We start from the raw sequence: 24,756 nt of genomic DNA on the forward strand, positions 1-24,756 counted from the left end.
TGCGCTTTACGGGACGTCATTCAGCGTCGAGGACGGGACTGGAATCCGGAAAGGGTGGGGCGGACGATCAGGGTGAAATCCAGATCCAACACGCTGGCCCCATACACACATTCTTGCCGCTAACCCAGATTCGCGCGCAGCAGGACCGATCGACCTTGTCGTCTGTCACTGAGATTCAATTGAATGAGAAGAACCCCTATCCACTGGATAGGGGTTCTGCCACTTTCGTGGCGGGGGGAGGATTTGAACCTCCGACCTCCGGGTTATGAGCCCGGCGAGCTACCGAACTGCTCCACCCCGCGGCGTTTGATTACTTGGTAAATACTACGTCCTCGCAAGTCAGAAGCATAATCGGCCTGCGATCCGATCGCAGCTGCACGTGATTGGTGCAGCCTTGGCCGTCGGGGACCCAATCGGGGGAAGGCTTGGACGGGAGGGGCCTGACCGTGAGCGGTCAGGCCGGAAAAGAAAAGTGCCGCGACATCGAATCAACGATGTCGCGGCACTTTCGCAAACGTGGCGGGGGCAAGATTTGAACTTGCGACCTCCGGGTTATGAGCCCGGCGAGCTACCGAACTGCTCCACCCCGCGTCGTGTTCTTTACTTTACACGAGCAGTTTCCTGCAGGCCAAACCGAAGCCGCGTGACGTCTGCCACATGGACACCTGCCGTTCACCCCGGGTGCCCAAAGTGAAAGAAGTTCGGCAGCGGACTTGCACATGGTTGAAACATAAACTATAGTCTTTCCTGTACTTCAAATTTCAACTAAAGGAGAAATCATGACTGCTCTTCCACAGGGACTCACCGCAGGAATCTGGAACATCGACCCCGTGCACTCCGAGTTCACGTTCACCGCTCGCCACGCTGGCGTCTCGAAGGTCCGCGGACACTTCGAAGATATCGCCGGCAGCGTCACCGTCGGTGAGACCCTCGAGGACAGCGTGGTCGCTGCTGAGGCGGACGTCGAATCGATCTCGACCCGCAATCCTCAGCGCGACGGTCACCTCAAGAGCGGTGACTTCTTCGAGGCTGAGAACAACCCCAAGCTGACCTTCAAGTCCACCGGGATCAAAGCCACGAGCAACGATGAGTTCGACCTCGTCGGAGAGCTCACCATGCGCGGAGTGACCAAGGAAGTCACCTTCTCCACCGAATTCAGCGGAGTCGCCACCGACCCCAACGGAAACCAGGTTGCTGGCCTCTCGGCATCGTCCAAGGTCGACCGCAAGGACTTCGGTATGGAGTTCAACGCTGTTCTCGGCGGCGGCGAGCTGCTGGTGTCGAACAAGATCAAGATCGAACTGGAACTCGAACTCGTCAAGGCCTGAATCCTCTGACACTGTCCAAGCGCCTCGGCGCTGAGAAATCGATTCTCGGGCAGGGCTGACGAATAGAGCAGGGGGCGGACCGCAGCAATGCGGTCCGCCCCCTGCTCTATGTTCTTCCGTCAACGCATTCTGTTCCGTGCTCACGGAGCAGAATGGGTGTTCAGGCGCGGACGCGCAGTGCATTCGGGTTGAGTCGCAGCTCGGAGGCGAGCTGGTTGAACAGCTGCGCCCCTCGCTCAACATCGGCAGGCGACTTGCAGAACGAATAGCGGATCGATGATCTGTAGGCAGTGTGTGCAGGTGAGCCCTGCCTGCACAGCGCAGGTACTGGTATTCCGACGAGCGAATAACGTCGGGCCAGCAGCTCATTGAGTGCAAATGCGTCCAGATCTGTCAGAGCCGAGAAGTCGACGACAGTGAAATATCCTGCGGCCGGAGTCGATGCGATGACTCCGGGGACGGCTCGGCAAGCCGGCACTAGTACCTCGGCTCTTTCCTGCAAGGACTTCCGGTTATCGGAAATGAAGGTCGAATCCCCGGTCAGCGTGCGCGCCAGCCCGATCTGCATGGGGCCGCTCGCTGTGAAGGTGAGGAACTGTTTGACCGCTTGAATGGCCTCTCTGACCTCTGGCTCGGCGATGACCCACCCGATCTTCCATCCCGTCGCGTTCCATGATTTCCCGGCTGAGGAGACTGTGACGACTCGTGCACTGTCCTCAATTGCAACGGCCGGAGGCACATGAGGTGTGTCATCGAGAATCAACTGCTCATACACCTCGTCGGTGAGGACCCAGGCATCGGCCTTGGCCGCAGCGTCGCCGATGCGAGCCAGATCCTCTCTGCTGAACATGAAGCCGGTCGGATTGTGGGGTGTGTTGACGAGGATGATCGAAGGGGCGGACTCGGGTGCGGCCACAGCGTCCTCGAAGCAGGCCCAATCAGGTGCGAATCCTCCTTCTCCTGTCGGCAGGATCGGCACGGTGACGAGTGTTCCGCCCGCGGCGGCGATCGCGGCCGGGTAGGAGTCGTAGTACGGCTCGAAAGCGAGAACGGTCCCACCTCGGGGGAGCAGAGCCAAGATCGCTGCGGTGAGGCCCTCTGTCGCCCCACACGTATAGAGCACCTGCTCTGGAGACACCTCTTGGCCGAAATCGTGATGTCGTTGTTCGGCCACGGCCTCAAGCAGTGATGGAAAACCCTGCCCGGGAGCGTACTGGTTGTAGCCTTCCCGCATAGCCTGGGCAGCGGCGTCGATGAGCTCAGGCGGAGCATCGGTGCCTGGTGCTCCCTGTCCCAGATTCACTGCCCCGGTCTGGGCAGCGAACGCTGTCATCTGACCGTAGATCGTTTCGCCGATTGTTCCGTCGGCATTGATCAGGCCGGCTGCATCAGCCATCGAATGCCACAGATCGGCACGCATCACATCGGGCATCTGTCTTCCTCTTCTTCAGCGAATTCTGGGCGGTTGTTCGTACTCAGGCCTGCGCGTCGGTGCGAACCGTCGCGGGCGCGACTCGGCCAAGCCGATCAAGGGCAGATTCGTGCAGCCGGGAGTTGCTGGCGAGAGCGTTGCCGCCGAAGGGACCGTCGATTCCGGCGGTGTTGGTGAAGGTTCCGCCCGCTTCGAGAACGATCGGGACCAGCGCGCCCATATCGTAGAGTTCCAACTCCGGCTCGCAGGCGAGGTCCACTGCTCCCTCGGCCAGGAGCATGTATGAGTAGAAGTCGCCGTAGCCTCGAGTTCGCCACAGGGAATCACAGAGGTCGAGGAACTCATCGAGGACCCCCAGCTGCTTCCACCCTGACAGTGAGGCATAGGACATCGATGCGTCTTCGAGGGAATCGACGGCAGACACGTGTATCTGTCTAGCCGGTTCCCCCAGCGCCGAGGTGAAGGCACCGTGACCAGCCTCGGCCCACCAGCGGCGGCCCAAAGCGGGCGCTGAGACTACGCCGAGGAGCGGCGTCTGTCCATCGTAGAGCGAGATCAGAGTCGCCCAGATGGGCACTCCTCTGACGTAGTTCTTCGTGCCGTCGATCGGATCGATGATCCACCGCCTCGGCGAGGTTCCGTGGGATCCGAATTCTTCGCCGAGAACGCTGTCATCCGGACGCTCACGCTTGAGCCTGTCCACGATAGCCGCTTCTACGGCCCGGTCGCATTCGGTGACGGGGGTCAGGTCGGGTTTGGTCTCGACGGTGAAATCCTGGGCCACGAAGTGACGGTAGCTGATGGAATCCGCGAGGTCGGCGAGTTCGGTTGCCAGGTCGAGATCGTTCATAGCTCCACCTTATCCAGTCGTGGGCAGCAGCCTGCGCAGTGACTCCAAGCGTGAGACTCCACCAGGGCCCGCCTTGCCGTCGCTGACCCAGGCATCGAGTCGACAGCCCGGTGCGTCTGCCTGATGGGTGCAGCCGCGTGGACACTCTGCAGTGGCCTCGACGAGCTCTGGGAATGCCGAGATCAGCGTGTCCCGATCGACGTGTGCAAGTCCGAAGCTGCGGACTCCCGGGGTGTCGACGAGCCAGCCTCCTCCGTCCAGTGGGAGGCAGATCGCCGAGGACGAGGTGTGTCGGCCGCGCCCGGTCACATCATTCACGTGGCCGGTAGCTCTGTCTGCGCGGGGGACCAGAGCATTCATCAGGGTAGATTTGCCGACGCCGGAGTGTCCGATCAACACGCTGATCTGCCCGTGCAGGCGATCGAAGACAGTTGCATCCGTGAGTCTTCCGTCAGGGCTGAGTCCCGAGGAGATGATCTCGATTCCAGTCGCCGAGAACCGTCGAATGATCTCATCGGCTGGTTTCAGATCGGTTTTGGTGACGATGAGCAGGGGAGTGATCCCGGCATCGAAGGCCGCTGTCAGAGCACGATCGATGAGCCCGAATGAGGGTTCGGGATCTTCTGTTGCGGTGACGATGCCCATGACATCGACATTGGCGACGATCACGCGCTCGGTCGGATCGGTGTCATCGGCGCTGCGGCGCAGCAGAGTGCGTCGCTTCGTGATTTCGACCAGTCGCGCCAGGGAGCCCTTGCTGCCTGAGGTGTCGCCGACGAGTTTGACGATGTCACCAGGGACCACAGCGTCTTTGCGCAGGTGGGAAGCCCTTACTGCCGTAACCCTGGAAGTGGCGGCATTCGACGCGGAGACATCCGTGCCCCTGCCTTCGGCGACGACGACACGATAGCGTCCGCGGTCAACGGCAGTGACGAGTCCCTCGATGGCTGCATCGTGGTTCGGTCTGTTCTTCGTCCGCGGTCTGGAACCGCGTCTGTTCGGCCGAGGACGGTAGTCCTCGTCGCGGTAGATCCGTGACATCTCAGGCCAGCCGACTCAGCATGGCTTCCCACAGCTGGGTGAATTCCGGCAATGTCTTCGCCACGGTGTCGGCGTTTTCGATGACCAGCCCGTCAACGCGGAGTCCCAGAAGGGCACCGGCCATGACCATTCGGTGATCGTTGTACGTATGCCACAACCCGGAGTGTGGATTTGCGCCGGTGATCGTCAGAGACGTCGGCTGCTCAACGACGTGAATGCCGATGGCACTGAGCTCGCGGTGCAGTGCAGAGAGCCGATCAGTCTCATGTCCGCGGAGGTGGCCGATGCCAGTCAGCCTTGAGGTTCCCTCGGCCATGGCTGCCAGGGCGGCAACGACTGGTGTGAGTTCGCCGATGGCGGAGAGGTCGAGGTCGACGGCCTGCAGAACCTTCGGTCCTTGGACCCGGAGACCGTGTCTGTCCAGGGTCACGGTGCCGCCGAATGCTTCGACGATGCTTCGGAACCCATCGCCGGCCTGGGTTGTATGCGCCGGCCAGTCGAGGACGGTGACGTCTCCCTCAGTGGCCAGAGCGGCAGCGACGAAGGCCGCAGCATTGGATAGGTCGGGTTCGACCTGGACATCGAGCCCGCGCGGCAGTCCCGGTTCGACGATCCAGTGTTCAGGTTGCGGTTCTGTGACGTCGACCCCGGCATCGGCGAGGACTTCCAGCGTCATATCGACGTGGGCCCGGCTGGGCACGGTCTCGCCGCGGTTGACGAGTTCGATTCCCAGGGGCATGGCCGGAGCAGTCAGCAGCATCCCCGAGACGAACTGGCTCGAGGCGCTGGCATCGATCTCGAGGTGTCCACCGCGCAGGTGGGACTGAGCGTGGATCGTCATCGGCAGCAGATTGTCTTCTGCAGTGATGGAGACGCCGAGGTGGGTCAGAGCGTCGATGATCACAGACATCGGCCTGACTCTGGCCTGTGCGTCACCGTCGAGGATGACCTCTCGTCCGGTGGCGGCAGCGAGTGGGGGAACGAAGCGCATGACGGTTCCAGCCAGGCCGCAGTCGATGGTGATCGGGGGACCTTCGCGCTGTGCGGAGAAGTCGATGGGTGTGATGTGTAGGCTGCCGTCGACCTCGTCGATGTCGGCACCGAGAGCTTTCAGCGCCTCAACCATGAGCAGTGTGTCACGGCTGCGCAGCCATCCTCGTATGACCGAATTCGACTCAGCCAGTGCAGCAAGGACGAGATAGCGGTTGGTCAGAGACTTCGAGCCGGGAACGCTGACAGTGGCAGTGACGCCGCCACCGGCGACCGGCGCAAGCCAATCGCCGGTGGCGGGTGCGGTGAGATCGGGTGTGTCAGTCAACGCCAAGCGCACTCATCGCTTGCTTGGAGGTGTCTTCGACTGAGGACCAGAGATCTTCAGCAGCATGCTGTGTTCGCCACCAGAGTCCTGGCTTACCTGCCGTGTCGACGCTGGCCAGCAGTGCGCCGCCGAGCATCGAGGTGCGAATCAGCGTGCGCTCAGTGCGTGCCCGCTTGTCGTCCTTCGACGTGGTCTTGTCCGCTGCGATGCGCTCACCGACGGTGTCGAGGAGGTAGGTGCCGACGAGGATCGTGGCACTCACACGCGGGAACCGACCGATGGCCAACAGCGATCCCGCAGCGACCTGAGCCGCTCCGGTGGCGCGTGCCAGGGTAGGAGCATCGATGGGCACATCGATCCGTTTGCGCGCCATATTGAGCAGCGGGCCGATCGATGCGGCCGCAGCTTCTGGTCGACGCAGACGGTCGACGCCGTTGCTGATGTAGCCGGCGGCCAGCATGGGCCGTGCGAGGAATCTGATTGGAGACACTATGGTCCTTCCTACGTGTCGGGCATCTCACTGGCAAGCATAACGGTTGTCCGGGAATAGTGGGGGCTCGCCCCGGTGTTGAATCAGAGAATACGCACCGGTGAGGGTCAGCCTGGCCGGTGTCGAGTCGATAGGCAGAAGGAGAAGTCTGTGAACGCCACTGCCGTCCTGGAGAGAACGGGCGTACCATTGACTACGATGACCGAATCAGTCAAAGAAGTCCCCGAGACCAAGGCCGAGCGTTCGGCCCGTTTCGAGCGTGACGCTCTGGAGTATCTCAATCAGCTCTACGCAGCTGCGCTGCGGATGACCCGCAACCCCGCCGATGCCGAAGACCTCGTTCAAGAGGCGTACGCGAAGGCCTATGCGGCGTTCCATCAGTACAAGCCGGGAACCAACCTCAAAGCATGGCTGTACCGGATTCTCACGAACACCTTCATCAACAACTACCGGAAGAAGCAGCGGCAGCCGCAGGAACACGGCGGTGAGGATATCGAGGACTGGCAGATTGCCCAAGCGGCGAGCCATTCCTCCTCGGGAGGTCGCTCAGCGGAACTCGAGGCCCTTGATCATCTTCCGGACTCTGATGTCAAGGATGCGTTGTCGGAGCTGCCTGAAGACTTCCGCATGGTTGTCTACTATGCCGATGTCGAAGGTCTGCCCTACAAGGAGATCGCTGAGATCATGGATACACCCATCGGCACCGTGATGTCGCGTCTGCACCGTGGTCGGCGTCAGCTGCGAGACATGCTGGCAGACTATGCAGCCGATCGTGGCTTCTCCAAACCTGTGGGAGGTGCAAAATGAGCGATGAATGCTGTGAGAACGTGCGCGCTGAATCTCTGATGCGCATCTATCACTATCTTGACGGTGAGCTGACGACGACAGAGATCCGAGAGATCTCTGTGCATCTCGAACAGTGCCCGTCGTGTCACGACGAATATGAGATCGAAGCTCTGCTCAAGGAACTGGTGCGCAGGTCCTGCAGCCGGGAGCAGGCGCCGATGGGTCTGCGGGAGAAGATTCGCCAGCGTATCGCCACCGAACAGACGGTGTGGCCTGGAGCCGGTGCGTAGTCACTCGATACAGGCAGATGAAGAGGGCGGGGAGAATATTCATTCTCCCCGCCCTCTTCACACGTCTGGGTTGATTCGAAGGAATCAGCCGAGTGGACGTTTTCCGTGGTTCGCCTTGTTACGGCGACGGTCGTGACGCTTACGGCTGCGCTTGCTCATAATTACAACTCCTTCGCTAGATGCTTCATTCTTTCATGACCACTGTGCCTGGGCAAAGTGTCACTACTCGACGGTGTTCAGGAATCGCCCATGGCGTCCTGGACTCCCAGCCATGGGAACCAACCACGGTGCAACACCAGCCACGCGAGGAGACCGTAGCCTTCCTGAGCCGGAAGATGGTCTCGCGAGGATGAGATCTCACGCTGCCACACGGGATGACCCAGCAGCGGGGTGAACGTATCGACATAGGCGATGCCCCGTCGCTTTGCGACATCTGAGAAGCTCGTGTTGAGTTCAGCGATCCCGCGGTTTCGGTCGGAGTTGTACTCCGGGGGAGGACCGATGACGAAGGCCGACACCTTCCGGGCCAACGCCTCGTCGAGCACGTTGGCCACATCGAGCCGGGCCCGGGCAACGGACCGACCGGAATCGAGATCGCCGGAACCCAAAGCCAGCACCAGGCGATTGTCGCCGTCGGAGGTGAACCTCAGAGACGCCTCGGCGATGGTGCGAGCATGCAGACCTGAGGAGTCCTCGTGCGGAACTGCCAGAGGAAAAACTCTGAGATCGGGCAGGCTGGGAAGCGTCCTGGCGGTGACACGTCCTACCCACCCGAGGCCACGGCCATCACCGTGACCGGCGACCAGAGGGCCGCCGACCACAGCAACGGTCGTCGGAGTCACGGAGCTCACCGGCGGAAGATCCTGTCGATGACTTCCTGCTGCTGGACTTCATGGACATGCTTGAGTCCGGTAGCAGTGGCAGCCGATGCTGGGCGTGAGATCACGGAGATCTCACGATCGCCCAGGAGCTGCGGCATGTTCAGTGCCATGAACGGCCAAGCGCCCTGGTTCTCAGGTTCTTCCTGGGCCCAGACCAACTGTGCACCGGCAGGGTACCGCTCGAGCAGAGCCTTGATGGAGTCCTCGTCGAGGGGGTAGAGCTGTTCGACGCGGACCAGGGCCGTCTTCTTGTCTTCGCGCTTGTCGCGCTGCGCCAACAGGTCCCAGTAGAGCTTGCCGGAGACCATCACGACCCGGTCGACCTGATCGGGATCGACGACGGAATCATCGATGACAGGCTGGAACGTTCCCGAGGTGAAGTCCTCGGGTGAGTTCGCAGCGGCCTTGAGCCGCAGCATCGACTTCGGGGTGAAGACGATGAGCGGACGCTTGTTCGTCGTCATTGCGTGGCGGCGCAGCAGGTGGAAGTAGGATGCGCCATTCGATGGCAGAGCCACCGTCATGTTCGACTCGGCACACAGCTGCAGGTAGCGCTCGATTCGAGCCGAGGAGTGGTCGGGTCCCTGTCCCTCGTATCCGTGAGGCAGGAGCATGACGACTCCGGAGTTCTGCTGCCACTTCTGCTCTGAGGACGAGATGAATTCGTCGATCACAGACTGAGCACCCTGAGCGAAGTCACCGAACTGGGCTTCCCAAGCGACCAGGGCGTCCTTGCGCTCGACCGAGTATCCGTACTCGAAGCCGACCGCTGCGTATTCGCTCAGCAGCGAGTCGTAGACCCAGAACCGTGCCTGCTCGTCGCTGAGGTTCTGCAGTGGTGTCCACTCGTTGCCGTTGACGGCATCGATGAGCACTGAATGACGCTGCACGAAGGTGCCGCGGCGCGAGTCCTGACCGGCGAGGCGAACAGGAATCCCGTCCATGAGCAGCGACCCGAAGGCCAAGAGCTCCGCGAAGCCCCAGTCGATGCCGCCGGACAGCGACATCTCCTTGCGCTTCTCCAGGAGGGCGCGCAGCTTCTTGTGGATCGTGAAGTTCTCGGGAACGTCGGCGAAGGTCTGGCCGATGTGCTGCAGAGTCTCCGAGCTGATTGCCGTCTCGGCGTTGTTGTATGCCTCGATGTCGCTGGGCACGTGTGGTGCGTTGAATGCATCGCCGTCGTAGGATCCGGTCTCGGCTTCCTTGGTTTCGGCGAACGCCGATTCCAGCTTCGACTGGTAGTCCTTGAGGGCTTCGCTCGCCTCGGCGTCGGTGATGCACTTTCTGCCCACGAGCGACTCGGTGTAGAGCTTGCGCACCGAGCCCTTCTTCTCGATGAGGGAGTACATCAGCGGCTGCGTCATCGATGGGTCGTCGCCCTCATTGTGTCCGCGACGGCGGTAGCAGACGAGGTCGATGATGACGTCGCGGTTGAATTCCTGACGGTACTCGAACGCGAGTCGTGCGGCCCGCACGACGGCCTCGGGATCATCGCCGTTGACGTGGAAGATCGGGGCGTTGATCGACTTCGCGACGTCGGTGCAGTAGAACGACGAGCGAGCTGAGGCCGGAGGCGTGGTGAAGCCGACCTGGTTGTTGATGATGATGTGGATGGTTCCACCGGTGCGGTAGCCGCGCAGCTCCGAGAGGTTGAGCGTCTCGGTCACGACTCCCTGACCGGCGAATGCCGCGTCACCGTGGACGAGGACGGGGAGGACGGTGTATCCGGCCTCGCCCTGGTCGATGAAGTCCTGCTTGGCGCGCACGATCCCCTCGAGGACCGGATCCACGGTCTCAAGATGGCTGGGGTTGGCGGCGACGTAGACATCGGTGGAGTTGCCGGCGGGGGAGGTGAAGGATCCTTCGGTGCCCAAGTGGTACTTGACGTCGCCGGAGCCCTGGACGCTGTCCGGGGACATGGTTCCGTCGAACTCCCGGAACATCTGCGCGTAGGACTTGCCTGCGATGTTGGTGAGCACGTTGAGACGTCCACGGTGGGCCATGCCGATGGCGACCTGTTCCATGCCGGTGTCTGCCGATTGGTTGAGCACCTCGTCGAGGAGGACGATGGCTGATTCGCCGCCCTCGAGGCTGAAGCGCTTCTGTCCGATGTACTTCGTCTGCAGGAAGGTCTCAAACGCTTCGGCTGCGTTCAGACGGCCCAGGATGTGGCCCTGCTCGGAGCGTGTGAGCTCCTGGTGGGGTACCTCGATCTTGGCCTGGAACCAGCGACGCTGCAGCGGATCGGCGATGTGCATGTACTCGAAGCCGATTGTGCGGCAGTAGCTCTCGCGCAGGAGGCCGAGGATGCTGCGGAAGGGCATCATCGGCTTGGCGCCGAAACCACCGGTGGGGAACTCGCGTTCGAGATCCCACAGGGTCAGACCGTGCTGATTGATGTCGAGGTCAGGGTGTGAGCGCTGCCGGTAGACGAGCGGGTCGATGTTGGCCATGAGGTGGCCGCGTGTGCGGTAGGCATCGATGAGCTCGATGACGCGCGCGGTCTTGTTGACATCGTCCTGATCTTCGGCAGAGACGTCGGGGACCCAGCGCACGGGCTCGTAGGGCAGACGCAGCGATTCGAAGACATCGTCGTAGAAGCCGTCCTCACCGAGGAGGTAGCCGTGGATGAGCTTGAGGAACTCACCGGAGCCTGCACCCTGGATCACGCGGTGATCATAGGTGGAGGTCAGCGTGAGCACCTTGGACACAGCCAGCTTGTTGATGGTGTTCTGGCTGGCACCCTGGAACTCTGCCGGGTAGTCAAGCGCTCCGACGCCGATGATGCAGCCCTGGCCCTTGGTCAGACGCGGCACTGAGTGCACGGTTCCGATTCCACCGGGGTTGGTCAGTGAGACAGTGGTGCCCGCGAAGTCATCAGCGGTGAGTTTTCCCTGCCGTGCCTTGTCGACGAGACCGTCGTAGGCGTCGACGAACTGTCGGAAGGTCAGGGTTTCGGCCTTCTTGACGTTCGGCACCAGGAGGGTGCGCGACCCGTCCTTCTTCGGGACGTCGATCGCGAGACCGAAGTTGATATGCGCGGGGGAGACCATGACCGGCTTGCCGTCGCGGATGTCATAGGACACGTTCTGCGAGGGGAAGTTCTGCAGCGCACGGATGACGGCGAAGCCGATGAGGTGGGTGAAGGAGACCTTTCCACCGCGGGTCCGCTTGAGATGGGAGTTGATGACGATGCGGTTGTCGATGAGAGCCTTCGCCGGCAGTGCTCGCACGGACGTGGCCGTGGGAACCTCGATCGAATCGTCCATGTTCTTGGCGATCAGCTTCGCCGGACCGCGCAGCGGAGTGACGGTCTCTTCGGGAGCCGGCTTGGGCTCGGTATCCTTCACGACGACCTTCGGCACCGACTTCGTCTCTGCCTTCAGGGTCTCGGTCTGAGCCGAGGAAGGGGAGACTCCGCGGGGACTGTCATCTGGGACGGTGTCTGCCTTCGAATTGGCAGACTTGTCTGCGGATTTCGCGGCGGCCTTGGGCGCTGCTTTGGAGTTTGACTTCGCAGCCGGCTTGGCGCTGGACTCTGCGGCGGGTTGGGCCTTGGCAGTCTTCGCTGCTGCTCCATCCCCGTTCTTTTCGTACTTGTCGAAGAACGGCCACCATGACTGGTCGACGGAGTTCTTATCGGACTTGTACTGCTCATACAATTCCTCGACCAACCACTCATTCGACCCGAAGTCGTCGACGGTGCGGTTCGGAGTATTGACGGACACGGCGTTGATCGCCTACTTCCTGATTCAAGAATTGCTGCTTAACGACATCTCCAGCCTAACGCGATGTGCCCACGTATGTCCGCATAGGGGACAATAGTGTTATGCGTTTCATCTCAAATGACCCGAATAATGATCTGACCTACTCGGATGTGTTCCTGGTTCCGAACTCGTCCTCACTGACCTCACGCTTCGACGTCGACCTGTCGACGACCGATCCGACAGGCTCGACAACGCCGATCGTGGCCGCAAATATGACCGCCGTCTCCGGACGTCGGATGGCAGAGACGATGGCCCGCCGAGGCGGTCTTGCCGTATTGCCGCAGGACATTCCTTTGAGCGCGGCTCAGGACACCATCAAATGGGTGAAGGGGCGGGATCGCGTCTTCGATTCGGCGCTGCGCTTCTCCCGCGACGACACTGTGCTGAGCGCCTTGCACGTTCTGGCCAAGCGCGCCCACGGCTTCGGCGTCGTCGTCGACGAGGCCGGCAAGCTCGAAGGGGTGATCGATTCAGCGAACCTCAAGGACGTCGACCGGTTCACCTCGGTGTCCGAACTCCTCGAGGCGACACCGCATGTGATCAGGTCCACAGAAGTCGACTGGTCAGACGACGCACAGCTGGAGTCGCTGTTCGAGACCATGAACGAGTCCAGGACACCGTTCGCCGCCGTGGTCGATGATGAAGACAGAGTGCTGGGGTCGCTGACTCCCAAGTCGCTGCTGCGGTCGTCGATCTACGCGCCCAACCTCGATGATCAGAACAGACTGAAGATCGCAGTCGCGGTCGGAGTCAACGGCAATGCCGTCGAACGCGCCTCGGCGCTGGTCGCCGCTGGTGCCGATGTCCTCGTCGTCGACACCGCGCACGGGCACCAGGTCAAGATGCTCGATACTCTGAGCTCGATTGCAGCCGCAGACCTGGGAGTGCCCATCGTCGCCGGCAATGTCGTCACTGCTGACGGTGTTCGCGACCTCGTGTCGGCGGGTGCCCAGATCATCAAGGTCGGAGTCGGTCCCGGTGCCATGTGCACCACGCGCATGATGACAGCAGTCGGCAGGCCGCAGTTCTCTGCGGTTCGCGAATGCGCCGAGGCGGCCCGAGAGTTGGGTGCGCATGTGTGGGCTGATGGGGGAGTGCGCTATCCCCGCGATGTGGCCCTGGCCCTGGCTGCAGGAGCATCGCAGGTCATGGTCGGCTCGTGGTTCGCCGGGACCCATGAGTCCCCGGGAGACCTTCTCGTCGATGGAGAGGGCCGCCGATACAAAGAGAGCTTCGGCATGGCCTCGGCACGAGCAGTGGCGAACAGGACGCGCACCGAGTCTGCCTTCTCCCGGGCACGCAAGGGCCTGTTCGAAGAGGGCATTTCTTCGTCGACGATGTACATTGACCCAGAATCTCCTGGAGTCGAGGACCTGCTCGACGGCATCACTTCGGGCGTGCGCAGCTCATTCACCTATGCAGGAGCCCGCAGTCTCGCGGAATTCGCGGACCTCGCCACGGTCGGCGTCCAGAGTGCGGCCGGATATGACGAGGGCCGACCCTTGTCACGGAGTTGGTAAGATCAAAACATGCACAGTGACAGTCCCAGCCGGCGGGAAGCCGGCGCCCCAGACGACGACCCTCACCCCCTGAGGCTCGATCGCAACACTCACTGTGATCTCCTGACCGTGAACGGCAGGGATCGTCACTGATGGAATGGTTCTACCTCGCGTTAGCGCTGATTCTCATCTGCGGCACCGGCGTCTTCGTCGCTGCCGAGTTCTCTCTCCTCACGCTCGACCGTCACACCGCCGACAAAGCGGTGGAGGACGGTGTCGTCGGAGCTAAGACTCTGCGACGTTCGATGACACACCTGTCCACTCAGCTGTCAGCGGCTCAGGTGGGCATCACAATCACCACCCTGCTGACCGGTTACCTGATGGAGCCGTCCCTGGGCAAGCTTCTGGCACCGGTCTTCGAGTCGTTCGGAGTCAGCCCGGGACTGGCAGCTCCGATCGCCCTGACGATCGCACTGATCTTGTCCACATTCCTGTCGATGATCTTCGGCGAACTTGTACCCAAGAACCTGGCCATCGCGGTGCCCCTGGCGACTGGGCGCATCGCCGCACCGATGCAGTACGTATTCTCCATCGCATTCAAACCTGTCATCAGCGTGCTCAATGGAACAGCGAACAAGATTCTGCTGTCCTTCGGCATCGAACCACAGGAGGAGGGCTCGGTCGGGCGTTCGCCGGAGGAACTCACCTCTCTGGTGCGGCACTCCGCTGAAGAGGGAATGCTCGACGAGCAGACGGCCGATCTTCTCGAACGGACGCTGAGCTTCTCCGAACGCACCGCCGAAGACGTGATGACCCCGCGGACCCGAATGTCATCGGTGGTCAAGGATACTACCGCGCGTGCGATCATCGAACAGGCTCGAGAGACCGGGTTCTCCCGATTCCCGGTCGCCGGAGAAGACAAAGACCATATCGTCGGAGTCGTCCACGTCAAGCAGGCATTCGCCGTTCCGCTGGCGAACCGAGACGATGCATACGCCGGTGGGCTGATGACCGAGGTCACCGAGATTCCCGAAACCCTGCTGCTGGACCCGCTTCTCATGGAGCTCAGGGCCCAAGGGCTGCAGATGGCCGTCGTCGTTGACGAATTCGGTGGCACTGCAGGCGTGGTGACGCTCGAGGACGTGGTCGAAGAACTCGTCGGCGAAGTCGCCGATGAGCACGACCGAATGCGTGTGGCAGCACGACCGGCCCGTGATGGAACGTGGATCGTACCGGGACAGCTTCGCCCCGACGAAGTCTCGTCGACGGTCGGACTCGAGATCCCCGAGGATTCCGACTATGAGACTCTGGCGGGCTTCGTTCTCAAGGAATTGGGCCGAATCCCAGAACCCGGTGATCAGGTCCGCACTGATGACGCACTCATTCGCGTCGAGCGGATGCACGGGCGCCGAATCGAAAGACTGCGGATACTCCTCCGTGCGACCGACGCTGTCGGCTATGAAAAGGGTGGTGACTTCTGATGAGCGCTGATTGGATGGGGCTCGTCTGGCTCGTCGTCCTGCTCTTGGGCAACTCTTTCTTCGTGGCTGCCGAATTCGCGGTGGTCGCAGCCAAACGCTCACAGCTCGAACCCAGAGCTCAGGAGGGTTCGTCCGCAGCCCGCACCGCGCTCTACGCGATGGAGCACGTTTCGGTGATGCTGGCGATCTGCCAGCTCGGAATCACCGTCTGTTCCCTGTTGCTGGGCAACGTCGCGGAGCCTGCGATCCATCACCTCCTGGCAGGACCGCTTGAAGGGCTGGGCATCCCGGCGGGGCTGTCGTCGACGATCTCGTTCATTCTGGCTCTCGGCGTCGTCACCTACCTGCACGTGGTGATCGGGGAGATGGTGCCGAAGAATATGGCTCTGGCGACCTCGGCGCGTGCGGTGATGCTGTTGGCACCACCTCTGGTGTTCCTGTCTCGAGTGTTCGGCTTCGTCATCAAACCGCTGAACGGCCTGGCCAACTCGATTCTGCACCTGTTCAAGGTTGAGGCCCGAGATGAGGTCAACGAGGCGTTCACGATCGAGCAGGTTGAATCGATCGTCGCCGAGTCCAAGCGCGAAGGCCTGCTCACCGACGACACGGGGCTGCTCAAGGGGGCGCTGGAATTCAGCGACAAAACCGCCGCCGACATCATGGTCCCCATGTCCGAGCTGATCACCATTTCCTCCAGCGTGACTCCAGATGAGTTGGTCACCCTGGTCGGAAAGACCGGCTTCTCCCGGTACTTCGTCATCGACGAGGACGGCTACCCGCAGGATTACCTCCACATCAAGGACGTCCTCTACGCCGACAGCAGGCTCGAATACGGCGCGCCGATTCCGGCAAAGCGATTCCGACCTCTGTTCACCGTCACGGCGAGTGACGAGGTGGAAGAGGCTCTGTCTCAGATGCAGAAGGCCGGCATCCACGTCGCCAGGGTCCTCGCTCCAGAGGGCGGCGTGCTGGGTCTGCTGTTCCTCGAAGACGTCTTGGAGGAACTCGTCGGTGAAGTTCAGGACGCCATGCAACGGGGTCGCTACGAATACTGAGCATGATGTCGGGCACAGCTGGAAATAAGACCGTGACACAGGTCATTGAATGGGCTGTTGCTTTGTAACAATATGTTACGTAGCTCGCCGTCCGGGCCCCGGAAATGCCTGCTCCAGGACACCCCGGCGTGATGAAAAACCTATGAAATCGCAGGTCACACGCCGAGTATGAACGGAAAGTGACAATCTGTAACGATGTCGTTATAGTGTTGTGACATAAGGTTTTCGTTCGCCGGGGTACATGGCGGCCGAAATACGGACAACAGTACGGAGTAATATGTCGAGTGAGTCCTCGACCGCAGAGGCGCAACCGGTCCGCCGGCGCGATCTGCGCAAGCAGCACACCTCTTCACGCGTCCCATCCGTCTTTTCCAAACAGGGTGCGACATCGGTGTCGCAGAACTCGGATCCGACCCCCTCAGCACCACTGTCGCCGCGTCGCGCCGCGATGGCAGCTGAGGCCAGAGCGACCGCCGGTTCGCCGCGCCGGGCCGCAATGGCCAGGGAAGCCGAAGCACGTCCCGATCACGGTGGTTCCGCATTCGTCGCCGCCCGCATGGGCAGCCGCGGATCCGACGGATCACTTCTGCGCTCCGTGCGTCGCCGTCGCGTGACGACCTTCTCAGCTTTGGCCACTGTCTCTGTGACAGGCACTGCGATCGCAGCAGTGATGGTCGCCGGCAACATGAGCGGCAACCAGGAAGTCAAGGTTGACGAGACCGCTGCGGATACACAGACCCGCGCCATCAACTCCGAATCCGTCTCCGCCGACATCAAGGCAGATGACGAGAAGACGAGCATGGCCATCGGCGCACCCAGCGCCAAGCAGACCAAAGTGGAGGCCGCATCGCGTGCCATCACGAAGACCGTGCTGCCCGGATGCGAAGGCGAAGCACCCAAGGGCGACGCTTCGAACGGTGAAGTCCCCGATGAGTGGCTGTGCGAGATCGGCGTCGGCAACCACAAGCTGCGTTCCGACGCTGCTGTGTCCTTCGCGAAGATGAACGCCGCGTTCAAGAAGGACACGGGCAAGGAATTGGCCGTCACCGACTCCTACCGCTCGCTGGAGTCCCAGATCTCCGTCGCCGAACGCAAACCAGGATTCGCCGCTCGTCCCGGCACCTCCAACCACGGCTGGGGCATCGCGCTGGACCTCGGTGCGGGAACTCAGAACGGCACCGGCGTGCAGTACGACTGGCTCGTCGCCAACGCCGATAAATATGGCTGGGAGAATCCCGATTGGGCCCAGCGCAACTCCTATGAACTCTGGCATTGGGAATACGTTCCAGGTCGCAAGGATCTCAAGGGCGCCTGATGCTGACAACCGCGTGCAATCGAGTCTCGATTGCACGCGGTTTCGTTTTGGGAAGCACCACAAGTCGGTGATAGCATTGCATCCGTTGCCCGCGTAGCTCAGTGGATAGAGCGTCTGCCTCCGGAGCAGAAGGTCGTAGGTTCGAATCCTGTCGCGGGCACCATCTGCCGCCCTCCTCATGTCCTGAGGTGGGCGGTTTCTGCTACCACCGATTAAGCTGGATCCCAACGAACCTCAACCAGCTGATGAAGGCCGTGATGACGATTCCTGCGGACGCGAAGAGCGCCGAAGTCGTGCTCAGAGCACAATCCGTGCGCAAAACCTTCGGCCGAGGCGAAACCGCTGTGACAGCACTCGACGATATCTCCGTGGACTTCGAGGCCGGTAGGTTCAGTGCGATCATGGGTCCCTCAGGTTCGGGGAAGTCGACCTTCATGCATGTCCTGGCGGGCCTTGACCGGGTGGATTCCGGTTCCATCACCATGGGCGGTCAGGACATCACCGGCCTCAATGACAAGGAACTCACACAGCTGCGCCGCGATCGCGTCGGCTTCATCTTCCAAGCGTTCAATCTGGTTCCTACGTTGAGCGCCGAACAGAACATCGAACTGCCCGTGTCTCTGGCTCGTCAGCGGATCGATCCCGAGTGGAAAGCCGAGGTCGTCGACCGTCTCGAGCTGGGGGACCGACTCAAGCACCGCCCGCACGAACTCTCCGGAGGCCAGCAGCAGCGTGTGGCCGTTGCCCGTGCGCTGCTGACACGTCCCGACGTGATCTTCGCCGACGAACCCACAGGCAACCTCGATTCGCAGGCGGGAGCAGAAGTGCTGGCCCTCCTGCACGGAGCGACCACCCGCTATGGGCAGACGATCATTCTCGTCACCCACGACCCCGTAGCCGCATCCCACGCGGACCGGGTCGTGCTCCTCAAAGACGGCCGTGCAGGCGGAGAGGTCCACCAGCCGACGAAGGAATCCGTGGTCTCTGCACTGGGCGAACTGAGCGACCTGTGATCTCAGTCGCTCTGGCGGAGATCCGTATCCACTGGGCGCGATTCATCGCTGTGGGAATCGGCATCGCGCTGGCTGCCGGTTTCGTCGCCTCGACTCTGATCATCAGCTCGTCCCTGCAGACAAGCCTCAAAGATTCCGTGGGCCACACGTTCTCCGAGTCCGATCTTGTGGTCATTCCCAGCCAGGACGTCTTCGTCAACGGTCAGGAAGTCGCTCCCGTGACGGAGCCCTTGGAACAGGTCGACGGAGTGGACACCGTGGCCGTCAACGCGCGCACGACGACGACCGGCCGAGGCCAGTCGTTCTCCGAGAGCTCCTTCGCTCTGACTCCAGCACCTGCAGATCCAGACCTTGACACCTTCACCATCACCGAGGGCACTCGACCCGAGTCGATCACCGATCTGGTCCTGGACGCGGAGACAGCCCAGGAACTGGGTGCGAGCATCGGCGACGAGATCCGATTCTCCGTCGATTCCGTTTCTCTGGGGCCCGAGGACGATTCGATGCCCGTCTATCGAGGACCGAGCCAGAGCAACACGATGTTCACCGTCGTCGGACTGGCTGAGATGGGCAGCGGTCCGGCGACTACGGGCACCCATCGTGCACTGACCACCTCGGCGAGCTATCAGGAGTACTTCGCCCAGGAAGGAGATGTCGTCGCAATCCAGGTCACTCTGGACGACGGTGCCGATCCTGCTGCTGTGCTCACCCGACTGCAGGCGACGATCGACGATTCAGATCTGCGCGGGAGCCTGGAAGCGCTGTCGGTCGCAGACGCCATCGACGTCAAAGCCGAACGCCTCTCCGGCGGCAATGACGTCATCACCTCACTGCTGCTGGTCTTCGCCGGCATCTCCGTCATTGTGGCGATACTCGTCGTGTCCAACACGTTCTCTGTGATCGTCGCCGGACGCAGGCGAGAACTCGCCCTGCTGCGCTGCCTGGGGGCCTCACGTCTTCAGCTCTACGGTTCTGTGGTCACCGAGGGAACCGTTGTGGGACTCTTCGGATCGGTCCTCGGGGTGGCTGTCGGGGCAGGATTCAGCTTCTGCCTAGCCGCGGTGGCGCAGCGGATCTGGCCCAACGAGTTCGCCTACCTGAGCCTGCACATCCCGCTGTCCTCCCTGTTCATCGGTATCGTCGTCGGGGTCCTGCTGACGGTGCTGGCCACCATCCGACCGGCCCGCAGCGCCATCGCAGTCACACCGCTTGAGGCACTTCAACCCTTCGACGAGGCGCTGGCCCCCTCACGCCACAACAGCCTGCGACACATCATCGGGTGGTCGAGCATCGGACTCGGCATCGTGACCCTCATCGCCTCGCTCCTTCTGGTCGAAAGTTCTCCGGTGTGGATTCTGGGCGGCGCACTCGGCGGTGTTCTCCTCGTCTTCGGGATCGTCCTCTGCTCCGAGGTGATCATTCCCCCGATCGTCGCCGCGATCGGTGATCTGGCTTTCGGTCCGTTCGGAATTCCCGGACGTCTGGCCACGCTGAATACCTTGCGCAATCGCCGGCGAACGGCGGCAACCGCGACCGCACTCGTCATCGGCGTCACCTTGGTGGCGACGATTCTGATCGGTGGAATGTCAACGAAGGCAACATTGAGCTTCGGCCTCGACCAGCGCTATCCGGTCGATATCGCCGTTCCACTCGACTCCACATTGGACCGTGACACCGTCGACGGCGTGCGTGACATCGCAGGTGTCGAAGCCGTCGTCGTCGCACACCGGGCTGAGGTTCTCAGCGATGAGGGGGACGTGACCCCCGAGCTCTATGTCATCGATCCGGATTCCGCACAGACCGTGCTCAGCGAGGGCGCCGCAGCACCGGTGCCGGGGAAGGTTCTCGTCCCCAGCGACTATGACGCTGAGAGCATCTCCGTCAAGGGGCTGACAGAGGTGACGATTGCGGTTGCCAAAGCCGGCGAGTCGAGTCAGGTGTTCTTCACGACCCCGGACGTCGGCAACGATCTGGGCGTGTCTGCAACCTCCACCGCCGTCCTGGTCAAAGTCGATGCGGGTGCCTCGGTCGCCGAGATCTTCCGGATCCAGCAGGACATCGCCGAGGAACTCGACGTCACCAGTGACGAGGTTGGCGGATCGGCTGTGGCACGAGGCGAATACTCCGAATTCATCGACGTCCTCCTCATCGTCGCGGTGGCGTTGCTGTTCGTCGCTGTCCTCATCGCTCTGCTCGGGGTGTCGAACACCGTGAGCCTGTCGGTGATCGAACGTCGGCGGGAGAATTCTCTGCTCCGGGCATTGGGGCTGAGCATCTCACAGCTGAGATCGCTCCTCGCACTCGAATCAACTCTCATCTCGTCAGTGTCAGCGCTCATCGGGCTCTGCCTCGGCGGTGGACTCGGGATCGTCGGCACCCGTCTGATCACGAATGACTTCTCCGAACAGCTCATCGTCGACTGGTCACTTCCGGCCACTCTCGGCATTCTGTTCGTGGCGATCCTCGCCGGCCTCCTGTCCGCTCTGGCCCCCGCCAGACGAGCGGCACGGCTGTCTCCGGTCGAAGGCCTCAAGCAGGAGAACTGACCCCGCCGAGGTGGGGCCGATGGGCAAGATGGTAGAAATGCAAGCATGAAATCTGCGTTGGCCCCCGTTCTGATCGTCATCGGAATCGTTGTCGCCGCATTCAACCTCCGCCCCGGTGTGACCGGACTGTCTCCGCTGCTGGGAGCCATGGGCTCCGACATACATCTCAGCGCGGCGTTCCTCGCCGTCATCGGCATGCTGCCGCCCCTGCTCTACGGCATCAGCGGGTTCATCACGCCGAGACTGTACAACCGATTCTCCGGACTCACGATCACTGCGGCAGTGATGATCATGATCACTGTGGGCTTGGGCGTGCGCGCCGTCGTCGACTCTCCTGCCGTCTTCTTGGGCCTCAGCGTCCTTGCCTTGCTGGGCATGGGCATCGGCAACGTCGTCATCCCGCCGATAGTGAAGTCCTATTTCCCTGATCGCGTTGCTCTGATGTCGACCGTGCACGTGGGACTGCTGCAGCTGGGGACATTCATCCCGCCGCTGGTGGCTGTGCCGTTGGCGTCGAAGATGGAATGGCGGGGATCGCTGCTCGTGTGGGCCGGAGCCGCGGCGCTGGGCGTCGCCGTGTGGGTAGTGATCGCGGTGCTCAGACCTGCACCCCGTGCGCAGGTCTCGGCCGCGGTCGCCGGCGGAAACGAGCTGCTGCGCCTGGTCAAGACCCGCCGTGCCTGGGCCCTGATGACGATGACGGGGCTGACCTCGTTCAACAACTTCATCCTCTTCACCTGGCTGCCGACGCTGCTGACGCGCTCGGGCTTCGACCCGGCCTTCGCAGGCGCCATGCTGGCGTTGGTGACTGCCATTCCACTTGTGCTCGGATTCGTCCTGCCGTTCCTGGCTCAGAAGATGCACACCGCTTCACCGATCGTCGCAGTCTTCTGCGGGTGTCTGGCCGCCGGGTATCTGGGGCTGTGGCTCTTCCCCGCGGCCGCACCAGTGCTGTGGACGGTCCTGCTGGGCATCGGAATCTCGACGTTCCCTCTGGCACTGACCCTGATCACCCTGCGCTCACGCAGTGCCGAAGCCTCTGCCGCATTGTCCGGCTTCGTCCAAGGCGGCGGCTATCTGATGGCCGCGACAGGACCACTGGTCTTCGCTTTTCTGATTCAGAGCTTTGACTCGATGTGGCCTGCCTACGCCGTGGTGCTTGTCTCCACCGCGGTGAAGTTCGCGGTCAGCTTCTCTGCCTGTCGTCCCGGTTCGATCTGAGTTCACCACTGTGGACAGGGAGTCCTGGATGGCGAGTATGACACCTGATTCGTCGTCGGCAACGGGACACGAGTAATCTGATCGAGTGACCCCGGAACTTCTGCAGACCGCTCTGGCGCGCGCGCTGGCGAGCATCGCCTCGGCACGAGGAATCGACAGCGACCGCATTCCGGAACCGACCCTTCGCCGAGGGCAGACACCGCGACACGGGCACTGGGTCTCGCCGATCGCACTGCGCAGCGCCGGCGCAGTGCACACCGACTCGCGGAGCCTGGCGGTGGAGATCGCGTCCAGGCTGCACGACGACGCTTCGATCGCCGAAGTCGAAGTCGCTGGACCCGGGTTCCTCAACATCACGCTCACCCCCAGTGCTCTCGCCGTGATCGCCGCGGACATCGTCGCCGCGGACGACCACTTCGGACCCGAGCAAGGTGTTGCAGCACGCATCGACGCCATCATCGATGAGCGCATCTCCTCCAGCACAGAGCGCCAGCCCCGGCAGCAGACGATGGGCACCGACATCCGCCGCTACATGGCCGCACGCGAGATCCCGGCATCAGCGCATCTTCCCGATGCCCGACAGTGGCGCAGAGCCCACCCGGACAACCCGGTGCACTTCGTCCAAGTCACGCACGCCGCAGCGTGCAGAATCCGACGTCGTGCAGCCGCGGCGGGCATCGACGGCTGGGCGTTCGACCCCACCGCACTGAGCGATGACACCGAGACGGCACTGGCTGCGGCATTGGCGGACTTCATCGCCACAACAGCGCGCGCTGCATCCGCCGGTGAGCCCCAGCGCATCGCCTTCCTCCTCGAAGCCGTCTCCCAGCTGTTCCTTGACTGGACACAGTCATGCCCGGTGACACCGACTCTCGATGAGGACATCACACGCCTTCACGCTTCCCGGCTGGTCCTTGACCGAGCCGCCATCATCGTCCTGGCCACAGGACTTTCACTACTGGGCGTTTCCGCCCCGGAGAGGATGTAATGCCTGCCCACATCGCCGGCACTATGCACGCCACCCCCGCCCCTGTGTGGCTGCCCTACCCAGATGACGTCAACGCGCTCCTGCCCAGCCTGTGGTCGGACAACGTGACGAAGTCCGACGCCGGTGTCCTCACCATCGCCGGGCACGCAGTCACCGATCTGGCCGAACGCTACGGCACCCCGACGCTCGTCATGGACGTCGCCGATTTCAAGGCCCGCGCCGAGAACTACGTCAGCGCATATTCGGCCGCATTCTCCGAAGACAAGGGACTGGCCGGGGTCGACGTCTTCTACGCGGGGAAGGCCTTCCTGTGCACCGCCGTAGCACGGTGGGTTCACGAGTCCGGCTTGGGCGTGGACACGTGCTCTTTGGGAGAGATGATGGTGGCGCGCGCCGCCGGTGTGCCGGGGGAGAGGGTCGGGCTGCACGGCAACAACAAGTCCGCTGCCGAGCTCGAATACGCCCTTGACTACGGTGTGGGACGGATCTTCGTCGACAGCCTCGACGAGATCTCCCTCCTCGAATCGATCGCAGCTGCACGTGGAGTCCTGGCTCCCGTCATGCTGCGCGTCACGGTGGGAGTAGAGGCCCACACCCACGACTTCATCGCCACGGCGCATGAGGACCAGAAGTTCGGACTCTCCGTCTCCGCCGGTACCGCGGCGAAGGCCGCCGAGGCTGTGTCGAACTCCGCGCACCTGCGTTTCGACGGACTGCATTCGCACATCGGATCCCAGATCTTCGACATCTCCGGATTCCAGGTCGCTGCCGCCCGTGTTCTGGCTCTGCGAGCAGAGATCATGGCAGAGCACGGTGTCGACCTGCCCGATATCGACCTCGGCGGCGGCTTCGGCATTCGCTACACCTCACAGGACACACCGATCCCGGTGGCCGAAATGGCGCAGGAGCTCGCCGAGGTGGTGGCAAAGGAGTGCCGTGGACTGGGCACGAACGTTCCCCGGATCTCCATCGAGCCCGGGCGTGCGATCGTCTCCCCGTCGATGTTCACCCTCTATCAGGTCGGCACCGTCAAAGAGGTCGACACCGATAACGGTGTACGCACCTACGTCGCCGTCGACGGAGGGATGAGCGACAACATTCGGACAGCACTCTACGACGCCGACTATTCGTGTACCTTGGCAAATCGGAACTCCGGTTCCGAGCCGGTCATCGTCCGCGTCGTGGGCAAACACTGTGAGTCCGGTGACATCATCGTCCGTGACGAATACATGGGATCCGATGTGTCCTCCGGCGACCTCGTCGCGGTGCCGAGCACCGGTGCCTACTGCCGGTCGCTGGCCAACAACTACAACCACCTGCCCAAACCCGGGGTCCTGGCCGTGACAACGGATAAGGTTGAGTGGATCGTGACCCCCGAGGACTACTCTCAGATGTTGCGCAGCGATCCGGGAATGAACGCCGGAGAACGTGTGTGAGTGCCATAGAAGACAGCGA

General features: G+C 62.2%; 20 protein-coding genes and 3 tRNA genes. 13 read left to right on the forward strand and 10 right to left on the reverse strand.

The genetic code is table 11. The annotated features are described in order from the left end of the window. Positions 1–228: 228 nt before the first annotated feature. Together BAUR9175_RS09505 and BAUR9175_RS09510 are read right to left on the reverse strand one after the other, a co-directional pair. A tRNA-Met gene (locus BAUR9175_RS09505) sits at positions 229–302 on the reverse strand. Between the two features lie 215 nt (positions 303–517). Further along, positions 518–591, reverse strand: a tRNA-Met gene (locus tag BAUR9175_RS09510). A 188-nt stretch (positions 592–779) separates the two neighbouring features. Between BAUR9175_RS09510 and BAUR9175_RS09515 the strand changes: the two genes are divergently transcribed. Then, the gene (locus BAUR9175_RS09515; RefSeq protein ID WP_009883916.1) at positions 780–1,328 is read left to right on the forward strand and encodes a YceI family protein; all 549 of its coding nucleotides are present in this window, start codon (positions 780–782) and stop codon (positions 1,326–1,328) included. A 160-nt stretch (positions 1,329–1,488) separates the two neighbouring features. Here the strand turns inward: BAUR9175_RS09515 and BAUR9175_RS09520 are convergent, their stop codons facing one another. Genes BAUR9175_RS09520 through BAUR9175_RS09540 form a run of 5 tightly spaced genes read right to left on the reverse strand, consistent with a single transcriptional unit; the run spans position 1,489 to position 6,459 of the window. Next, the gene (locus BAUR9175_RS09520) at positions 1,489–2,760 is read right to left on the reverse strand and encodes an aminotransferase class I/II-fold pyridoxal phosphate-dependent enzyme (protein ID WP_009885387.1); all 1,272 of its coding nucleotides are present in this window, start codon (positions 2,758–2,760) and stop codon (positions 1,489–1,491) included. A 43-nt stretch (positions 2,761–2,803) separates the two neighbouring features. Continuing rightward, entirely contained in the window at positions 2,804–3,610 is an 807-nt protein-coding gene (gene hisN / locus BAUR9175_RS09525) for a histidinol-phosphatase (protein WP_009885386.1), read from the reverse strand. A 9-nt stretch (positions 3,611–3,619) separates the two neighbouring features. Next, positions 3,620–4,651: a ribosome small subunit-dependent GTPase A gene (gene rsgA / locus BAUR9175_RS09530; RefSeq protein ID WP_096160657.1), complete on the reverse strand. Its 1,032-nt coding sequence runs from the start codon at positions 4,649–4,651 to the stop codon at positions 3,620–3,622. A 1-nt stretch (position 4,652) separates the two neighbouring features. Continuing rightward, complete coding sequence (gene aroA, locus BAUR9175_RS09535) at positions 4,653–5,969, reverse strand: 3-phosphoshikimate 1-carboxyvinyltransferase (RefSeq protein ID WP_009885384.1); 1,317 nt, start codon at positions 5,967–5,969, stop codon at positions 4,653–4,655. Further along, on the reverse strand, positions 5,962–6,459 hold the full coding sequence (locus BAUR9175_RS09540; protein ID WP_009885383.1) for a DoxX family protein: 498 nt from the start codon (positions 6,457–6,459) through the stop codon (positions 5,962–5,964). The genes aroA and BAUR9175_RS09540 overlap by 8 nt, the downstream gene beginning before the upstream one ends. 168 nt (positions 6,460–6,627) lie before the next feature. On the opposite strand from BAUR9175_RS09540, the gene BAUR9175_RS09545 reads away from it, so the two are divergent. Both BAUR9175_RS09545 and rsrA read left to right on the forward strand, forming a co-directional pair. Beyond that, positions 6,628–7,266: a sigma-70 family RNA polymerase sigma factor gene (locus BAUR9175_RS09545; RefSeq protein ID WP_371860661.1), complete on the forward strand. Its 639-nt coding sequence runs from the start codon at positions 6,628–6,630 to the stop codon at positions 7,264–7,266. Continuing rightward, positions 7,263–7,535, forward strand: a complete 273-nt coding sequence (gene rsrA, locus BAUR9175_RS09550) for a mycothiol system anti-sigma-R factor (RefSeq protein ID WP_009885381.1) — start codon at positions 7,263–7,265, stop codon at positions 7,533–7,535. Before BAUR9175_RS09545 ends, rsrA begins: the two co-directional genes overlap by 4 nt. Before the next feature lie 84 nt (positions 7,536–7,619). On the opposite strand, the gene BAUR9175_RS19935 is transcribed toward rsrA, so the two are convergent. From BAUR9175_RS19935 to BAUR9175_RS09560, 3 genes are all read right to left on the reverse strand, one after another. Then, complete coding sequence (locus BAUR9175_RS19935) at positions 7,620–7,694, reverse strand: 50S ribosomal protein bL37 (protein ID WP_371860662.1); 75 nt, start codon at positions 7,692–7,694, stop codon at positions 7,620–7,622. A 77-nt stretch (positions 7,695–7,771) separates the two neighbouring features. Beyond that, positions 7,772–8,386 (reverse strand): GDSL-type esterase/lipase family protein, encoded by a 615-nt coding sequence (locus BAUR9175_RS09555; protein WP_009885380.1) that lies wholly within the window; start codon positions 8,384–8,386, stop codon positions 7,772–7,774. Beyond that, a complete protein-coding gene (locus BAUR9175_RS09560; RefSeq protein ID WP_009885379.1) occupies positions 8,383–12,144 on the reverse strand; it encodes a multifunctional oxoglutarate decarboxylase/oxoglutarate dehydrogenase thiamine pyrophosphate-binding subunit/dihydrolipoyllysine-residue succinyltransferase subunit in 3,762 nt (1,253 codons plus the stop codon). Before BAUR9175_RS09560 ends, BAUR9175_RS09555 begins: the two co-directional genes overlap by 4 nt. 101 nt (positions 12,145–12,245) lie before the next feature. Here BAUR9175_RS09560 and guaB1 point away from each other — a divergent pair, with 101 nt between their 5' ends. The 10 genes from guaB1 to lysA all read left to right on the forward strand — a co-directional run bounded on the left by guaB1 (position 12,246) and on the right by lysA (position 24,737). Continuing rightward, a complete protein-coding gene (guaB1, locus tag BAUR9175_RS09565; protein WP_009885378.1) occupies positions 12,246–13,703 on the forward strand; it encodes a GMP reductase in 1,458 nt (485 codons plus the stop codon). A gap of 131 nt (positions 13,704–13,834) precedes the next feature. Continuing rightward, positions 13,835–15,163 (forward strand): hemolysin family protein, encoded by a 1,329-nt coding sequence (locus BAUR9175_RS09570; protein ID WP_096147165.1) that lies wholly within the window; start codon positions 13,835–13,837, stop codon positions 15,161–15,163. After that, entirely contained in the window at positions 15,163–16,218 is a 1,056-nt protein-coding gene (locus tag BAUR9175_RS09575) for a hemolysin family protein (RefSeq protein ID WP_029417822.1), read from the forward strand. Before BAUR9175_RS09570 ends, BAUR9175_RS09575 begins: the two co-directional genes overlap by 1 nt. A gap of 277 nt (positions 16,219–16,495) precedes the next feature. Next, positions 16,496–17,533 carry a M15 family metallopeptidase gene (locus BAUR9175_RS09580; protein ID WP_069600023.1) on the forward strand — a complete coding sequence of 346 codons (1,038 nt, stop codon included), beginning with the start codon at positions 16,496–16,498 and terminating at the stop codon, positions 17,531–17,533. Between the two features lie 87 nt (positions 17,534–17,620). Further along, positions 17,621–17,696, forward strand: a tRNA-Arg gene (locus BAUR9175_RS09585). A 94-nt stretch (positions 17,697–17,790) separates the two neighbouring features. Beyond that, complete coding sequence (locus BAUR9175_RS09590) at positions 17,791–18,546, forward strand: ABC transporter ATP-binding protein (RefSeq protein WP_113717816.1); 756 nt, start codon at positions 17,791–17,793, stop codon at positions 18,544–18,546. Then, on the forward strand, positions 18,543–21,092 hold the full coding sequence (locus BAUR9175_RS09595) for an FtsX-like permease family protein (RefSeq protein ID WP_101583636.1): 2,550 nt from the start codon (positions 18,543–18,545) through the stop codon (positions 21,090–21,092). Before BAUR9175_RS09590 ends, BAUR9175_RS09595 begins: the two co-directional genes overlap by 4 nt. Before the next feature lie 45 nt (positions 21,093–21,137). Then, positions 21,138–22,313 carry an MFS transporter gene (locus tag BAUR9175_RS09600; protein ID WP_029417818.1) on the forward strand — a complete coding sequence of 392 codons (1,176 nt, stop codon included), beginning with the start codon at positions 21,138–21,140 and terminating at the stop codon, positions 22,311–22,313. Positions 22,314–22,398: 85 nt separating this feature from the next. Next, the gene (locus BAUR9175_RS09605; protein ID WP_009884037.1) at positions 22,399–23,301 is read left to right on the forward strand and encodes a DALR anticodon-binding domain-containing protein; all 903 of its coding nucleotides are present in this window, start codon (positions 22,399–22,401) and stop codon (positions 23,299–23,301) included. Beyond that, positions 23,301–24,737 (forward strand): diaminopimelate decarboxylase, encoded by a 1,437-nt coding sequence (lysA, locus tag BAUR9175_RS09610; protein WP_101583637.1) that lies wholly within the window; start codon positions 23,301–23,303, stop codon positions 24,735–24,737. The genes BAUR9175_RS09605 and lysA overlap by 1 nt, the downstream gene beginning before the upstream one ends. The last annotated feature ends 19 nt before the right edge of the window (positions 24,738–24,756 follow it).

Source organism: Brevibacterium aurantiacum, from assembly GCF_900169065.1.
In the GTDB taxonomy this organism is placed as follows: domain Bacteria; phylum Actinomycetota; class Actinomycetes; order Actinomycetales; family Brevibacteriaceae; genus Brevibacterium; species Brevibacterium aurantiacum.

Coding starts and splice junctions, on each gene's coding strand:
- BAUR9175_RS09575 (WP_029417822.1), top strand. CDS start 15,163: ATGAGCGCTGATTGGATGGGGCTCGTCTGGCTCGTCGTCCTGCTCTTG.
- guaB1 (WP_009885378.1), top strand. CDS start 12,246: ATGCGTTTCATCTCAAATGACCCGAATAATGATCTGACCTACTCGGAT.
- rsrA (WP_009885381.1), top strand. CDS start 7,263: ATGAGCGATGAATGCTGTGAGAACGTGCGCGCTGAATCTCTGATGCGC.
- BAUR9175_RS09570 (WP_096147165.1), top strand. CDS start 13,835: ATGGAATGGTTCTACCTCGCGTTAGCGCTGATTCTCATCTGCGGCACC.
- BAUR9175_RS09590 (WP_113717816.1), top strand. CDS start 17,791: ATGACGATTCCTGCGGACGCGAAGAGCGCCGAAGTCGTGCTCAGAGCA.
- BAUR9175_RS09600 (WP_029417818.1), top strand. CDS start 21,138: ATGAAATCTGCGTTGGCCCCCGTTCTGATCGTCATCGGAATCGTTGTC.
- lysA (WP_101583637.1), top strand. CDS start 23,301: ATGCCTGCCCACATCGCCGGCACTATGCACGCCACCCCCGCCCCTGTG.
- rsgA (WP_096160657.1), bottom strand. CDS start 4,651: ATGTCACGGATCTACCGCGACGAGGACTACCGTCCTCGGCCGAACAGA.
- BAUR9175_RS09520 (WP_009885387.1), bottom strand. CDS start 2,760: ATGCCCGATGTGATGCGTGCCGATCTGTGGCATTCGATGGCTGATGCA.
- BAUR9175_RS09580 (WP_069600023.1), top strand. CDS start 16,496: ATGTCGAGTGAGTCCTCGACCGCAGAGGCGCAACCGGTCCGCCGGCGC.
- BAUR9175_RS09515 (WP_009883916.1), top strand. CDS start 780: ATGACTGCTCTTCCACAGGGACTCACCGCAGGAATCTGGAACATCGAC.
- hisN (WP_009885386.1), bottom strand. CDS start 3,610: ATGAACGATCTCGACCTGGCAACCGAACTCGCCGACCTCGCGGATTCC.